The 16,828-nt window shown below is 43.3% G+C and carries 7 protein-coding genes and 2 pseudogenes; 5 read left to right on the top strand and 4 right to left on the bottom strand.

What is annotated here, in order from left to right; genetic code table 11:
- Positions 1 to 174: 174 nt before the first annotated feature.
- Both AACT52_RS04575 and AACT52_RS04570 read right to left on the bottom strand, forming a co-directional pair.
- Entirely contained in the window at positions 175 to 7,083 is a 6,909-nt protein-coding gene (locus AACT52_RS04575) for a LamG-like jellyroll fold domain-containing protein (protein WP_073629446.1), read from the bottom strand.
- Between the two features lie 1,619 nt (positions 7,084 to 8,702).
- Positions 8,703 to 9,635: a CBS domain-containing protein gene (locus tag AACT52_RS04570; RefSeq protein ID WP_073629444.1), complete on the bottom strand. Its 933-nt coding sequence runs from the start codon at positions 9,633 to 9,635 to the stop codon at positions 8,703 to 8,705.
- A 346-nt stretch (positions 9,636 to 9,981) separates the two neighbouring features.
- Between AACT52_RS04570 and AACT52_RS04565 the strand changes: the two genes are divergently transcribed.
- From AACT52_RS04565 to AACT52_RS04550, 4 genes and pseudogenes are all read left to right on the top strand, one after another.
- Positions 9,982 to 10,971 carry an aspartate carbamoyltransferase catalytic subunit gene (locus AACT52_RS04565; RefSeq protein WP_073629442.1) on the top strand — a complete coding sequence of 330 codons (990 nt, stop codon included), beginning with the start codon at positions 9,982 to 9,984 and terminating at the stop codon, positions 10,969 to 10,971.
- 106 nt (positions 10,972 to 11,077) lie between these two features.
- A pseudogene (locus AACT52_RS04560) lies at positions 11,078 to 11,326 on the top strand (ArsR/SmtB family transcription factor); the annotation flags it as partial.
- 138 nt (positions 11,327 to 11,464) lie between these two features.
- A pseudogene (locus tag AACT52_RS04555) lies at positions 11,465 to 11,917 on the top strand (Clp protease N-terminal domain-containing protein); the annotation flags it as partial.
- Positions 11,918 to 12,317: 400 nt separating this feature from the next.
- Complete coding sequence (locus tag AACT52_RS04550; protein WP_073629438.1) at positions 12,318 to 12,725, top strand: pentapeptide repeat-containing protein; 408 nt, start codon at positions 12,318 to 12,320, stop codon at positions 12,723 to 12,725.
- 99 nt (positions 12,726 to 12,824) lie between these two features.
- Here AACT52_RS04550 and AACT52_RS04545 read toward each other — a convergent pair whose 3' ends face one another.
- Complete coding sequence (locus tag AACT52_RS04545) at positions 12,825 to 14,165, bottom strand: TldD/PmbA family protein (RefSeq protein ID WP_073629436.1); 1,341 nt, start codon at positions 14,163 to 14,165, stop codon at positions 12,825 to 12,827.
- A 154-nt stretch (positions 14,166 to 14,319) separates the two neighbouring features.
- Positions 14,320 to 15,792: a TldD/PmbA family protein gene (locus tag AACT52_RS04540; RefSeq protein WP_073629434.1), complete on the bottom strand. Its 1,473-nt coding sequence runs from the start codon at positions 15,790 to 15,792 to the stop codon at positions 14,320 to 14,322.
- Positions 15,793 to 16,196: 404 nt separating this feature from the next.
- On the opposite strand from AACT52_RS04540, the gene AACT52_RS04535 reads away from it, so the two are divergent.
- On the top strand, positions 16,197 to 16,826 hold the full coding sequence (locus AACT52_RS04535; protein ID WP_073629432.1) for an AAA family ATPase: 630 nt from the start codon (positions 16,197 to 16,199) through the stop codon (positions 16,824 to 16,826).
- The last annotated feature ends 2 nt before the right edge of the window (positions 16,827 to 16,828 follow it).

Here is a 16,828-nt window from a genome sequence, read left to right as displayed (position 1 = left end):
CAATTTACAGGACGGGCGCTTAGTGCCACTCCCACAAAAAAAAGTTGGATATTTTTTAATTTGGAAGTCCCTATGGCATATAATCCACCAAACAAGCACGGGGAGTCCATGTATCCCGACGCTGATCTTATTAGTTACAACGCAGGACTCATAACTCCCCGTACCCCTCAATCGTTAAACCGCGTCATCAATGCCAAAGTACAACGCCATGTACTTGATAACTTCTGATTTATGATCTCTCAACTCTGGTAGATAAGTATCAACAGCCTTCCCCACAGCTGCGGAGAATTCGCCAAAATTATTGGTCTTATGTCTAACCAAAGGTTCGAGCTTCTGAATGAGTACCCAGTTGCTCTCGATATTCGCAGCTTGCATAGCTTGCTCTAAAGGAGGTGCAGTGTCGCTTGGAAATGAGGGCAAAATCCGGCTAATAAAGGTGACACGATGGAACACACGCCAGCAAGGAGGAGTTTTCTCTACCTGTTGTGCTTGGCGCATTGCTAAAGCATTGGGATGATTGCTTTCCTTAAGCCAACCGGGAGCTATAACCTTGTTGAACAAATCCTCGAAGTTTTCTTTGACAGGTTCTAAGTAGAAGCTCATAAAACGGTAAGCATCTACTTTACCTTCTACAATTTTAGGACTGTCATCCTCATAGACAGGGTTCCCCTGGTCGTCGTATTTTTGCAAGTCTCCTGGGGTATTAACCGTCACATCCAGCCTGAAGGAATTTTGAGATTCTTGGGTTTTGCTCTTGGTTACATTCAAGTGTCCCCCAGTCATGGCTGTCATGGAAGTTTGAAGAACGACAGGATCTAGTTCTAGTGAGATTCCAAATCCACCACCAAATGAATAAGAATTAGAGAACGTTCCAGCAATAGTTTCCTGTTTGACCTCTGTCACTTCAGTTGATTCTGCATAAAAGCCACCATCTGCCGTCCAGACATAAGTATTGACGAGATTTCGTTTGGCATACTTTTCTGAAAGACTACCATCTTTGGGAACGCTATTACTGGAAGATGTATTGCCAATCGACAGTCCGAACTTGTTCTCTAATTGCTTGGAAAAATCCGCTGCTGGCTCAGATGCGGCAGAAAACATTGTGCCATCAATACCTGTATCAAAGTTCCGGTAATAAGCTTTCAGTTCCTCTTCTTCTTGCTTAATGCGTTTCTTGAGCGCGTAGGCTTCTTTGGGTTTGAAATAGCTGTACTCGCCGTAGTCTTTAGCATCAAGATAGTCTTTATCTTGCACTTTGCCTTTGTCAGTGTAACCCACGGCTCCATCTAAAGTCCCCTGTTTGGTGTAACGAGGATTGATGGGAAAGGGAATGAGATTTACATCCTTGGGGATGTCGGGATTAGGTTGAAAGCGTAAGGAAACCAGAGCACCATTGTGAGCAAGGCGCAGGGCAAACACATCAGCTGTTTCCGACTGCACCAAAGCGAAGCCCATATTGCTCGGCACATAGCGCTGACCTAAATTGGGATTTCGTATATCATTAGGAGATTCCCAATTACCGCCTAAGGAGACAGAAGTGTTTTTAGTCACATTTCTGCCAAAGGCGAAACTTTGGTCGCTTGACCAGCCCTTGGAGGATTGAGCCTGGTAACCAAGACCAGCTGTGAACTCGCCCTTCAATCTAAATGAAATCCCAAAGCCAAAGGGAGCTACGAGGACGCGGGTATCAAACCCTGCACCTATTTTGCCTTCTGCTGCAAAAGCTAGATCGGAGCCTTCTTCCTTAGAATGGGAGAACTTATACATGACGTTTTCCGCTTCCACCACTTCTAGGGAGGTGACACCTGCATAGTTGCCAGTGATGGATACCGCCCCTACAGTCAAGTTTTCGCTGGGGACAGGAGGAGCGCCTTCAATGAAACCGAGAATCTGCGGGTCGAACTGCGCTTGACTAATCCACTCGGTAATGAGATTGCCGACTTTATAACCTGTGAGTAAGTGCCACTGGTTATTTTTGATATAGGCATAACAGCGCTTCATCACTGCAATCATATTACCGTCGATGTCGTACTGTGAATCAGCGTATTCTTGTACGGCAGGGCGACTGTGGATGATGTCGTTGAATTGAGTTTGAATTCCGGCTAGGGCTGAACGCACTTGAGCAATATCATTGCTGATAGGAGCCGTGGATAAGATAAAGTTAGGTTTGTTATCTCCACTATCCAAAGGTAGGTGATTGCTAAGAAGAGAAGAATCTAAAAGTTCGGTATCTGTATCTTCTCCATCGAAAGTGTAGTTAGCAATTAAATTTTCTTTCTCTCCCTTGAGGCGGGTAAACAAATTGTCCTGAATTTGCTCTTGGGTACGGGCTACCTTCCAGATGCGGACTTCTTCTATTGTTCCTGATAAGTAGTTGGTGAAGCTGCTGTCTTTTTTGAGAGCGCCCAAGGTGAACTGCTTCGTTTGCCAAGAAATAGAATCAGTCGCTTCGGTTGCCATTGAAATCCCGTTTACGTAGATCACGAGGCTAGAGCCGTTGGGGTCTGGATTTTTTACCCATTGCGCCCCTTTAATCTGGGCATGATTGTTGCTCTTAGAATCGTAGGCAATGCTACCTTCGTTTTCTTCTATGCGCCACCAAGCTAATAGCCCTTCTTCTGCACCGACGATGTTTTGGTTGATTTCACCTTGTGGTAAAGCTCGATTCCACAAACGCACCTCAGCAATGGTTCCCTTGAAGTAACTCTCACCAACTTTGCCAATTTCTAGGGGCTGACTGTTGCGCCCACAAGTGGCGGCGGGTAAAGCTTTGTTGTTGTCAAGTTTCCCATCAATATAGATTTTAACTTCAATCCATTGGCTAACTTGAGTGCCCGTCGGCAGCCCGGAAGTTGTTGTATCAGGCGGATTTGGCGAGTCCATATCTTGCAACTGCTTTCCGCGTTTCTTGGAAGCAACAAAGTCAGCCTTCATGACTTTTTCAATTTCCTCAGATTTGCTATTAAAATTGTCGGTATTGATAATATCGCTGAAATCGCCTACACTTTCTGGAACTAAACCCCCGTATGTAGGATCGCTTGAGGTAGTGGTTTCTGTTTGTTTTTGGCGAGTGATTGCGATTTTGTAAACTCGGTTTGCTTGGAGTGAGGTAGTGCTTTCTATTTTTTGCTGCTGCCCTTCATCATTTTCAAAGCTGAATACGAGCTTTCCGCTTTGCAAAGACAGCGCGTAGGGAACATACTCCTGGGAAAGACCAGACTGTAGCACTCCTTTACTCAGGATACCCCGTAAATTGATATCGTCTACTTTTAAGACTACCTCAATGGTCAAATCCTCAGTGACATTGAGAGTGCTATCTGTACCTGCGTCTAAGTAATCTCCACCATCGAACTGCAAAGCATAGGACTGGTTAAAAACGACAGCTAGATGATTCCAGTTATCTTTGGATACAGATCCAACCGTCTGGAGCGATCGATTATCAACTCCTGCCTTAATTTTGTAAGTATTGGTATCTTGGTATTTCAAACTTAAGGCATATTTGCAGTTGTCTGAATAGTGATAAATCACCTGCGTCTCACTATTAAGTGTACTAGGCTGAACCCAGGCTTCTAAGGTGACATCGCCCTTAGCATCCAACTGCGGCAGTTTGTTAGTATCAGTGACAGAAATATAATCATTGCCATCAAAAGACAATGCTTGTCCTGGCGAATCTGCTATCCAGTTACAAGAAAGCGCACTAGAGTAGGGTTGATTAACAGTGGCGTTTTGGACATCGCCTGAAGCATCATTAGAGAATGCTATAAAATGCAGTGAGCCATTTTCTAGCACATAGGCAGGTTTATTGGTACTCGCTTGTTCCTCGTATTTGTAATCCTGGGCTTGACCGTTGAGAACATCTGCAAATTTCTTGACTTCGCGCGGAACCTCATTCCAAGTTTCGGTTATACCTGTGGCTGCGTTGGTAATCGTGACTCTGCAGTTCTGGGCGCTTGAACCGTCAGCAACAGTAATCTGAGTTTGATTCATTTCTCCTATAGCAGAACGAGCCACCAAAGTCAACTTTCCTGTCTTTGCTGGTAATTGATATTGAGCTTTAGCTGTGTTGCTATCGTAGTAAGCAGCGAAGAACTCGTCATTTTCTCCTCGGAAATAAAGGGCGAGTTGACCCGTAGCGCTATCAAACAGTTGAGGAGTATCCTTAGTAGAAGCGAAACCGAGTAAGCCACCAGAAACCGTCAGACCCATAGGATCGAAGTATACCAGAGGCAAGGAAATCGGTGTCTGACTTAAGAGTTGTTTGAGTTGTTCAATTTTTGCTTGTACCTCTTGCAGTTGCGCTCGTAATACTGGCAGAATGTGGGCAAACCTATAAACAACACCAGTGTTTTTATATTTATCCTCAACCCCAACCATTGCCCAGTCTCCACTAATGGCTACTGAGTTACCGAAGTGGTCACCTGCTTGCTTGTCTTGGGCTTGGAATTTCTGTTTTTGTGTCCACTCACCATCTTCGAGATGGAACAGATAGGCAGCACCAGGATTGCTTTCAGGGTAATCCCCAACCAGTGCCCACTTTCCACTGATAGCCACTGAATGGCCGAAACTGTCCTCTGATTGTTTGTCCTTGGCTTGGATTTTGCTTTTTTGTATCCACTGACCATTTTCGAGATGGAACAGATAGGCAGCACCAGCAAAGCTATCTTTACCCTCAGCTCCAACCAGTGCCCAGTCTCCACTGATAGCCACTGAATAGCCGAACCTGTCCTCTGATTGTTTGTCCTTGGCTTGGATTTTGCTTTTTTGTATCCACTGACCATTTTCGAGATGGAACAGATAGGCAGCACCAGCATTGCTATCTTTACTCTGAGCTCCAACCAGTGCCCAGTCTCCACTGATAGCCACTGAATTGCCGAAGTTGTCATTTGGTTGTTTGTCCTTGGCTTGGATTTTGCTTTTTTGTATCCACTGACCATTTTCGAGATGGAACAGATAGGCAGCACCAGCAAAGCTATCTTTACCCTCAGCTCCAACCAGTGCCCAGTCTCCACTGATAGCCACTGAATAGCCGAACCTGTCCTCTGATTGTTTGTCCTTGGCTTGGAAAGTTACCTCAATACCAGCACTTAATAACTTCTTAATTCGCTCTTGAAGTTTTGTTTCTTCTACCTCCAACGCTTGAATATTCTCCAAGATTTCACTTGTGTTATTTTCAAGCTTCTCTCCTAAGTTAATATTGTCGGGTATCTGTGCCAGGGTGCCGTTGCGGGATACTGCAAAATCCAATGCGCCAATATAGTTAGGTTCGTTAGTTGCATCCTTTGTCGCTCCAGCCAGTAGCACCCTCGCACTTTGCTTCATTGGTTTGCTGGTTTCGTCGTAGCCAGTTTTTGCCTGTTCCTGCTGATAATACAAAAGTGAAGCCAGCCCTGATTCTAAGGTACGCCCCTGAAACTGAAAACTGGTGCGCTGAATACCTGGTCGTTCCCCAATGGGCGCATCTGAAGTTATCCATTCAGCATCCCCAGAGATACTACCGTGGTGGGCATGAGCTGTTTGGTCAAAAACTTGAGTACCACCGCCTTCGTCAAAGCGCCAGTATCCTAACAACCCAAATTCATCACCCACAAGACGGAAGTTCATATTCGCTCTGATGTCGTACTCTGAACGGGCATAATTCCAGATGCGAACTTCGTCTATCTTACCCTTGAAGAACTTATCTAGCTTGCCGATATATTTGATTGGTGTATCTCCGGGAATTTTACCTAGCAACTCGTTTTCAGTCGGTAACTTCTGCAATTGTCCGTCAACGTATATTTGGCAATTGTCACGGTCAAACGTCCAAGCGACATGATGCCAACAGTTATCAGTTAAAACATCATTAACCGTTGTACATTGATACGGGTTTGAGCCATCACCAAAGGAAACCATGATTTTTAGCCCTTTTACCCAGAGGGAAGCAGAACGATTGGAATTCGAGGATGCATGGTTTCCTAAAAATCCGTGAAAATTGGTATCTGTTGACTCTGAGTAAATCCACGCTTCTATGGTAAACTGACCACCTACCGTAACTCCTTCACCAAGGTCTACATAACTATCTGAGCCATTAAACTTCAGCGTTGACTCGGCATATCCCTTTTTAGTCAAAATAGGAATTAGAGGTTGACCTGTAAACGGACAAGTACCGGGTTGGCGCTCAAATACTGCATCCTGATATTCTGCTTCAGGGCTAGTGTAAAAGATTGTTCCTTGAGTGTTAAAGAACCCATCTTTAGAGCGCTCTATATTAAACGAATCAATGAGTTGAGTCTTGTTATTGTGAGCAAAGATTTGCCAGCGCTGCACATCAGCCACCTGAGTCGGTAACAGCAATACACTAAAGCGCCCATTTTGTAGATAGCGGACAAAATCTAATTCCAGGGTAGGCTCGAAGAAGGGTTTATTCTCCATATCTTCTGCCCCCAAGGTATCTTTGTTATTCAGGGGTTGAGTTTTGTGGCGGCTGCGCTTGTAGCGGACTTCTCGCTTCAGCTTCAATTCGGTTCCGACTAACACAAAACGGTCTACCAGTAAAGTATCTTGAACTAGTGGAACTAAATCCCCACTGGCGTTTGTCCGATAAAGTCTAAAATTCCGTTGTTGATTTGCCCCCGATGCTCTAGTACCACTCGTCTGAAGATAGACATTATTTAAGTCATTGGCATCAACCGACTGGCGGAATATATAGATATACTTCTCATCAGAAAGAGCCTGAAAAGGCGCGTCTGCGGTCAATCGGGCGGTTGTAGACAGGAATGGATCGATTTCTTCTGGACGTAATTCTCCCGGTTTGGCTTCATCTCGACTTCCCTTTTTAACAATAGGCATCGAGGTTGTACCCACGATACTATACCCAACCTGACCAATTTCAGTCGGAAACTGTAACTCGCTGGGGTTTTTTTGCCAGTAATTGACATCTAGGGAGCTTTTTTGTGGGTCAGTAGAGTTTAAATCCAGTACAGAGTAATAAATGCGGCGCTGGTCGTCTAGCGCAAAGGAGATGAGAGCCCCTTTGTGGCTTACCAAGCTGGTGTGCTTGTAGGCTTTGTCAGTGTAAGTTTTGAGAAAATTGTCTGTGATAGTCATACTTATTCCCTGTTAGTTGTGTTGTTCGATGCTTTTTTGAGTTGACCTCTAGTATTCTGTCAACATAGAATTGATGGGTTTAGATTGACGCGGTGAGACAGCGCTGCAGGAGGGTTTCCCTCCGTAGGCGACTGCGAACCCGAAGGGAGACACGGAGAAACAGGGACGCGGAGAATTTAATAATCCCTCAAATCAAAATTGACAGAGTACTAGGTGCGGTTACACAATCAAATCCCGCCGAAGCGGGTTTGAGAACCCTAATTTTCTGTTAGTCTGTGCAGGCGTATTTTGCTTGTCCATAGCACTCCTGGGCAGATTTTTGAAATACACCTAAGGTGTCAATACTTCTCGGTTAACCTCTCCAGGTGCCCCTCTCCTAGAAGGAGAGGGGAGGTAGTTTCCCCCATTCCCTTGTAGGGAAGGGGGGCTAGTACCGCTGCGCGGAAGTCAAAAGTCAAAAGTCAAAAGTCAAAAAGCTGATTACCTAGACTTTTCGCTGCTTTGGAATGGTGAACCAGCGCCCTTTGGAGGGTTTCCCGACAGCAGGCGACTGGTGAACCCGAAGGGTAGCTTTATTTCCGCCATCGTGTACTAGGGGGGTTAGGTCTGCCTTATTCGAGAAGTATTGCCTAAGGTGTGCCATGCCAGCCCATCAATGCGAAGGCTTAACATACACTGCTTATTAGCTTGATAATAAAATCATTTTAGGTAACTTGCAAATTTAACAAGATTACGTGAATTTATTAAATCTTTAAGAAACTCAATAATATTAGCCTTATTTTTAATGTAAAAATTATTGCTTTGTAGAAAATAAGCTAGTAAAAACTACTTAAAGTGCACAGCTTCTTCTTCCGGTGCTTAGACCATACTTTCAGTCAGGCATAAGTACTTCCAATGGTTGCAGCAGAGGATTGCTACCTTCGCCTTTGCACCTCTTTCAAAATAATTTATACCAATATTAAGACCAGATGAAACAGTTAAGCATATAGTTAAATAACTAAAGATTAGGAGATAGTTAGGACAGTTAAGACAGTTAAGACAGTTAAGAAGACAGTTAAGACAGTTAAGAAAAAAATAAATTCATTTTTGTTTTCAGTTTTTAACAAATTAATGGAGGTAAAAAAAACGGAGCAATATTTTTTTAAGCTCTCCGCGACTTTTATATGTGGTTTAATAATTTTGAATTTTGAATTCTGTACTTTAGGGACTTCCAAATAAAAGAATATCCAACTTTTTCTTGTGGGATGGTCTTCTAGCCCGTCCTATAAACCAAGATGGTTCAGTTAACGATTTTTTGTCGAGATTTCATGCGTGTAGAGACGTGCCATGGCACGTCTCTACAAGGGTTATGGGTTATCGTTGAAGAAATTTTCTTATCTGAACCGTATTGTCCTATAAACTGGGGGGGTGCCAATCCCACCCCACTGTGCCTTCCAGTCAGAGGCTTGGAATACCATTGGGAGGGGATGCCTTCCTTACTTGCGTTACTAGCCGCTGATACCGCATTTCTAGGTTATACCTGGAAAGGAGATTAACAAGATTACGAGATTATGAATTGTTATGACAAATTTGTAGTTGCGATCGCCATCCAACTACAAACACAATGACTCATCTTGTGGCTACCTAACTGTGTTCTGCAAAGTTTCGATAACACTGTACATTTGAACTGGATCGAGGACTCGCAGTAAGCTGGTTTGAGTCACAATGCCTAATCCTGTTCCTCCATCCCAAGACACCACTAATCTTCGCGGATGTTGCTGTTGCATCTGGGCAAGAGCTGTCCATAGAGAATCCTCAGGACTTAGCACAAATAGCGATTGACTCATTATAGTCTGCGCTAAAACTTCAGATAAATTGACTTCCATTGCCTGAAATTGCACAATGTCTTGTTCAGTGACAATTCCCACGGGAATGTGAACAAATTGTCTCAAATCTGACTGTAGTTGTTCCTCAGTAATCACGACACAGCTAATCCGAAACTCTGCCATCACCTGAGCTAAACTCAATACCGAAGCAGTCATTGGGGCACGAATCACTTGGGTTGTCATCACATCTGCGACACGCATGAATTTCAGGAGATGAATAGGGCGTAAAATGCTACGAATACTCTCGTGAGAAACTACACCAATAACTTCGTTTTTTTCTCCTACTATCGGTAGATGACGAATGCGATACCGCCGGAATAAGAACAAAGCAGCAAAAACATCTTTAAAAGCAGCTTGCTGTAGGGTAATCACTGGTTGCGTCATGACTTCAGCTATTGTCACCTTTCCAAAGTTGATGCCATCTGCCGTTAGCCGTACAATATCCCGTTCTGTAAAAATTCCCAGTAACTCTGTTTTCTCCATTACTAAGACACAGCTTGGGTCTGTCTGTTGTACAGTCATTGCATCTAATGGTGCAACACTTGATAATGAGCAACTTTGAATTCGCTTTTGATTCATTACAGCAATGACATCTACCAGCAATGTCTTTGGTGCAACAGTCAGTGGATTATAGTCTATTGCCGCCTCTATTGCTGGTTCACTCAGCAGCAGGTCATCAAGTTGCATGGCTGATTTGTCTAAGGAACACTGTTTTATAATGTACCAAGACTGATACAATTCCTTACCTGTTCCAATCTGTTGTCAACTTTGTTACTTTTCGTTACATTTACTTATGATTTAAAATTTAGGAGCAGTTGAGGCAGGTATCTATTTTGATAGATGACAGGTGGTATGATTCCTGTTGCATATGTAAATAAAAAACTGTAGAGATGCGTTTCAATCAGCGTCACTGAAACAATAAAAGTGATAAAAACTAAACTCGCAAGCAACCTCCAATATATGCTACAAGTGTGCATCGAAGCTCCTGTTACAGTACGCTGCGTGTCTCTAAGCCGAAAACCATTATTCTTTTATGCCTAATACCACCTGGACTCGTCATCATATTCTTTCCCTCGCTGACTTCACCACAGTTGAGTACGATACTGTTTTGCAAACTGCTGCTAGTTTTCAAGAAGTCCTATCACGGCGAACGAAGAAAGTACCAACCTTACAGGGACAGGTGGTGGCGAATTTATTTTTTGAACCATCCACCCGCACTCGTAGCAGTTTTGAACTCGCTGCTAAGCGGCTATCGGCAGATACGCTGAACTTCGCTTCCGGAACTTCTTCGATGACAAAAGGAGAGACTATTCTCGATACGGCGAAGACTTACTTGGCAATGGGAACTGATATCATGGTAATCCGCCATCGGGAGGCTGGAGTCCCAAATGCGATCGCCCAAGAAATGGATCGGCTTGGTGTACACGTTAGCGTCCTCAATGCTGGAGATGGTCAACACGAACATCCTTCCCAAGCCCTGCTAGACTTATTTACTATCTGTACTCTTCTTGATCCCGACAATCCCCGTGTCGAACTTTTAAAAGATAAAAAGATTGCGATCGTTGGAGATATTCTACATTCGCGGGTAGCGCGATCAAATATTTGGAGTTTTACAGCCTGTGGGGCTGATGTGCATCTAGCAGCACCACCCACCCTCTTACCTAAATTATTTGCAGATTACGGCGAAGATAGACCAGGCAAAGTGTTTCTCCATTGGGAGTTAGAACCAGCTTTGCAAGATGCTGATTTTGTCATGACTTTGCGCTTGCAAAAGGAACGAATGACTGCTCATTTATTGCCTTCTTTGCGAGAATACCATCAGATGTTTGGTATTACACGCTCAAAGTTGCAACTGTGCAAGCCAAACGTCAAAGTTTTGCACCCAGGTCCTGTTAACCGTGGTGTCGAAATTAGCTCGGAATTAATGGATGACCCTGAATTTAGCCTGATTCAAGCTCAAGTGACCAGTGGTGTTGCCGTTCGTATGGCGCTGCTGTATTTGATAGGAAGTGGGAAGTCCTAGCAGGAGAATTTCTATAGAGACGTAGCATGCTACGTCTCTAGATTTCAACAATCACAATACAAAATATTAGTGTTGACATCTACATTATTTCGATTATTCTAGAAATATGCCTAAAGAAGATACGGCTCGCTATGCAGATATGTTTGCTGCATTGGGGTCGGAGCCACGGCTTGAAATTATGCGGCTGCTGTTTGCAGCTTATCCAGAAGGGATGACAGTGGGTGAGATTCAGGAAAAGCTCAAAATTCCGAACTCAACCTTATCGCACCATTTGGAGAAGCTGCGGAATGAGGAGTTAGTGAATAGCCGCAAAGAGAAGCAATTTCTGTGGTACTCAGCGAATGCTGAGACGATGGAGGATTTGCTTGCTTTTTTGACGACGGGGAGAAGTAGGCGCGATCGCGTTATTGGACCAGTGAACAATACATCGACGCAGGAAGGATTTATGTTAGAAACATTTTTTGAGTCTATCTTTGACAGACTTTTTGGGTTTATGTCTGGCAGATTCCACCCCAAACATCCTGAAAGATTTACTGAAAAAGCAATGACAGCCATCTTATTTGCTCAGGGTGAATCTCACCGCTTAGGACATAACTTTGTGGGGACAGAACAAATTTTGCTAGGACTGCTTGGCGAAGGAAGTGGTTTAGGATCACAGTTTCTCTCCTTTGTGGGGGTGAACTTGGAAAATGCACAAATAGAGGTAGAAAAAATAATTGGCAGAGGTAGGGGTAATACACCTTTAGATATTCCCTTCACTCCCAGAGCCAAACGGGTGATAGAACTATCAGTAGAACAGTCGCGACAACTTGGTGTTAACTACGTTGGTACAGAGCATTTGCTATTAGGTATTCTGCGCGAAGGTGCAGGGGGTGCAGGCGGAGGAGTCGCAATTAGAGTTCTGCAAAATCTTGGGGTAGATTTAGTTTCTTTGGAACAACGACTGCGAACTGCTTTGGCTTAGACAGATGAGGTGTTTCTGGAGTACTTGCCTAGAAACACCTAATATTTGATTTGTGTGAAAGTGCCTGCGCAAAGCGCATAAATCGCGCCAGATTCCCGACAACTTTGGCGAAGTCGGGAATCTTGTGTTCATGAACGATTTAGGATTGCTATAGTGTTTTTTTTATGACTTCAATAAACTGAGATCTTGCAAGAGTTGCAACAGTGAGTCGTCAGAGGCTCTTGTTGGGTGCAAGATTTAAGTAAAACGAGGTGACTTTTCTGGAATTTGAGACAAAGGGTTTGTAGAAGTTAAGTAACTTAGTCCAAACAAACATAACATACGTTTATTTTTGCCGACTGATTTAGTAACTAACTTCTAAGAGTGTGGGAGAGAAATCAATATGAAACTGACATTTTTGTTAACTGCTGTAACTTTATTAAGTACAATATCTCTAGCCACTCCCGTTCCTGTTAAAGCAGAAAACCCTGCTCAAGTCCGGCAATTATTAGAAACGGGAGAATGTTTTGGGTGTGATTTAAGAGGAGCTAATCTCAAAGGCGCTCACCTCATTGGTGCTGATTTGAGGAATGCGAATTTAACGGGAGCTAACCTGAAAGATGCCAATTTAGAAGGTGCTGATTTAACTGGTGCAAATTTGCAATCTGCTAATTTAACAGAAGCATTTCTCAATAGTGCTAGCTTAAATAAAGCTAACCTCACCAATGCTAATTTGAATAATGCTAATTTATATAGTGCTGAAGTTGAAGATGGTGTTTTGGTAGGTACTAATTTATTGAAACGATACTAAAAGCCTTCATACTGGCATAAGCAATGATGTAAAATAAGGAAAAAATATTGTTCCCAAGCAGCAGCCCAGGAACAAAAATAAGAAGTCTATTGTCTGAAGTTACTCACCAGTAATCGACAATTCATCAACCCAGATTTTGGGACATACGCCTCCGGGTGTCAACTCTGGTTCTTTTTCCACAAAAATAATTGACTTAAGCAGTTCGAGAAAATCTCCTGCAACAGTCGCTGATTCAATGCTTGTCTTCACACCATTATTGACAAGCCAACCATCAAATGGTAGGGAAAAAGAACCTTGTAAGGCTTTCACACCTGCATGGAGAGCTTGTAAATCATCAATAAAAATCACATTTTCTGCCGTTTCTAAGCTCAATTCCTGTTCGCCAGGTGCGGCTGCAAAAACGTGATAGAAATTAGGGCTGACAGAGACTTTTGCACCAATATTGGCGTTACCAGTCGGCTTGGCATTCATCCTTTTAGCAGTTCCTGCACTGTGGAGAAAACCTGTTAAAACCCCATTTTCAATTAACGAAACTTTGCGGGTAGGAGTTCCTTCACCATCAAAAGTTTCTGCCCCAACGTTTGCTGGATGCAGCGCATCATCATACACTGAAAGTAAAGGAGAAGCAATTTGCTTCCCTAAATCATCAGGGGTAGATAAACTTTGCTTGTCTAGAATACTTTGAGCATTAAACAAGTTGGAAAAAGCACCCAATAAACTTAAGAAAGCATCTGGCGAGAAAACAACTCGATATTTACCAGACTTGATTTTTTCATAGTTCAAGTGGCTGATAGTTTTCTCTGCCGTTTCTTTGATGCAACCATTGATGTCTAGAGTGTCCAAACTCCGGTTGATTCTAAAAGCACCACCACTGCGGGGTTTTCTTCCGTCTTCCTCAGTTTTGCTGTAAAGATAGATTGATGATATAGAGTGGGATTCTGTTCTCATCGCGCCATCGCTGTTGAGATAAAATTTATCAATATCTCTTTGCGCCAAACTGTTATATGGCACTCCTTTAATCGCCGGATGAGCTGCGAGGACTTCTTTTTCAGCAGCTAACAGGCTTTCTATAAGTTGAGAAACAGGTGCTTGAGGTGCTTTTTCGTGGGATGAATTGTTCAGGGGAACAGTAGACTCTGGACTAAAATCAGGGACATTTTCTTTCACCCCAAAAAAACTAGCTTCGTAAGCCGTTTTTAAAGCTAATTCCAGTCCTTTGGGGTCTACATCTGTTGTGCTGGTGACACCCATTGTATTGTCTTCATTCCAAACACGAACGGTGACACCAGAAAGATTAGAAGCTTTCACTTGCTTGGGCTCACCTTGATCGACTTGCACACTTGTTGCATCTGCTGTTGAGCCATAGATATCGAATTTCTTGATGCCAAGCTTATCAGCACTTTCCTTGGCATAATTTGCAATCTCAGTGATGTTCGACATAGTTTATTTAAAATTCACCTATTTTCTCGCTCCCAGGTTCTACCTGGGAGTGTATTGCAGGAGGCTCTGCCTCCTGGTATCGTGTGGCAGAGCCACGCTTGTTGGCATTCCCAGGTGGAACCTGGGAACGAGTTAGTCTAAACCTGGGAACGAGTTAGCGTCCGCCTACGGTAATCGAATCAACCTTGATGTGAGGCTGTCCTACTGTTGTGTAGATACTGCCACTGACAGAACCACAGAAGCCGGCTGCAAGCGACAAATCTTGAGAACACATGGAAATTTTGTTCATAATTTCCTTAGCTTCACCAATCAGGATCGCTCCCTTCAGTGGCTTGGTGATTTTGCCATTTTCAATGAGATAAGCTTCATCTACACCAAAGTTAAATTGACCGGTAGCACCAACGCTACCGCCACCCATCTTTTTACAGTAGATACCTTTATCTACAGAGGCGAATAAATCGTCGGTGGTGTGCTCACCAGTCGCAATGTAGGTATTACGCATCCGGCTAGCAGCGGCAAAGGTAAAACTCTGGCGGCGTCCACTCCCGGTTCTGGGGTGCCCGGTACGCACTGAACCTGTTCTATCTGCCAAGAAGTTTTTCAAAACGCCTTTTTCAATTAATAGCGTTCTTTGAGACGGCATACCTTCGTCATCCATATCAATTGTACCGAAGGCGTTTTCAGTTCGCCCTTCATCCCAAGCTGTTAGTGCCTCATGGGCAATTTTTTCACCTTTTTTGTCAGCAAAGGGAGTGGTGTTGCGTTCGATTTGAGTGGTTTCTAGTAGGTGTCCGCATGCTTCGTGGAAGATCACCCCGCCAAAGTGATTCGCCATGATGATGGGGTAAGTGCCTGATTCCACATAATCAGCGTAGAGCATTTTTCCTGCTGATTCTGCAATGTGCTCTGCTGCTTCTCTATAATCCCAAGCTTTCAGGAAATTGGGATCGCTGGTATTACCAGCACGTTCAGCCATAGAAGCGCGATGAGCACCGTCAGCGCACAGGAGGATAAGTCCTACTGATTGAGTGAGGCGAATGTCACGAGCAAAAGTGCCATCACTGGCGGCGACTAAGACTTCTTGCCAATCACGGAAATAAGTGGCGCGGCGTGATTGTACGTGGCTTGCTTTTTGCTGAAGCTGAGCAGTACCATCAAGGAGAACTTCTCCCATTTCCCGGATGGATGTACACAGAGGTAACCAGCCATCTTTGCTTCTTTTGGTACCGTAGTCTCGCAGCAATTCCAGGTTGATTTCTGGGATGAAGGCGTTGGGAGCCGGAAGTTGTAATCCCAGGATAGAAAGACCTTTTTCCAAAGCTGCTTTCAAACCAGCAAAGGAAAGGTCATTGGTGCTAACGTAGCAATCTGCTTTGCCACGAAATACTCTGACTCCTGCACCTGTGGAAAGACGCGGTGTAATGCTGGTGATGGCGTCTTCTTCTGCAAGGCAGCTAATATAGTTGACACGCTCTAAGAAGAATTCAATAAAATCAGCACCAGCAGCACGTCCCAGTCCTAAGAGGGTAGACAAGGGAGCTTCCCAAGATTCATCGAATCGCTCTGGTGTGGAGGAGTATTGTAAAGTGGGCAGTTGTTTGGAGAGCAGTAGAGTATTTGTAAGCATCAGTAGCCTCAGAAAGCTGGCATTATCGGAGTGTTATGGCGGTTCTCAATGGACTGAGTATAATTAGTTAACACCCAGCAGGGTCATAAGATTAGGGGCGTGAGCGGTTCTGTATTAAACCTTATGAGCGATTGAAACCAGTCTAACAAATCCGTGTAAGCCGCAGTCGGCACAAAGGAGGTAGAGGTTTCCCCACCCTCTAAACTAGCAAGTAGGGTCTATTAGTGTAACGTAACGTTCTGTAACCTTTAACATTTTGCTAAAGTACGTTATAAATTGCCGTAAATTAGTATACTCTAGCTTAGAATTATTATTGTAATTTTTAACAATTCTCTAGCTCTACTTTTGTCCTTTAACCTTACTAAACTTGCCCGGCGAGTTAATGAAAATACAAGCATAATATAATGGGAATACATAGCCAAGTTATTCATAAAATAGATATTAAAAAACTAAAAAATGTTTCTAAAGTATCTATCGACTTTGAAGGCTCACCATTAATATCCCTTATGGGAGTAAATGGTTGTGGTAAATCCACCATATTATATGCTTTAGCTTGTGTATATAAACCAATAAGAAATGAAGATGAAAATTATAAATTTTCTAGATTTTTTCCTCCTCACAATCACTTTGATTGGTCTGGCTCAGACATATCCATAACCTACAGCTATCGTGATGGCGGTAGTTGTGTACAACAGATGGAAAAGGAATACAAAAAAAAAGATAGATGGGTAATCTATGAAAGAAGACCTGAAAGATATATTAAATTTATCGGTATCAAAACATGTGTTCCGGTAATTGAGTCTGAAAATACAGGTCAAAAAATTAAGTATACTACCAAAACACAAGCAACTCTCTTAGATGAATTAATTCGCAAAAAAGCTGGTTATATTCTCAATAAAAACTATGAGAGTTTACACGTACATGAATATGGAAATAAAACTATTCTAGGTGTGAAATCTGGAGCAAGTCAATACTCAGCTTTAAGAGGATGTCTGAAAAGTAAGAAAGCCCACGTAACGGTATCCTGTCAGTAGAA

It is taken from the genome of Scytonema sp. HK-05, assembly GCF_963872035.1.
Taxonomy (GTDB): domain Bacteria; phylum Cyanobacteriota; class Cyanobacteriia; order Cyanobacteriales; family Nostocaceae; genus Kalymmatonema.
Note: the sequence above shows the minus strand (reverse complement) of the source record. Positions and strands in the feature narration are given on the sequence as shown.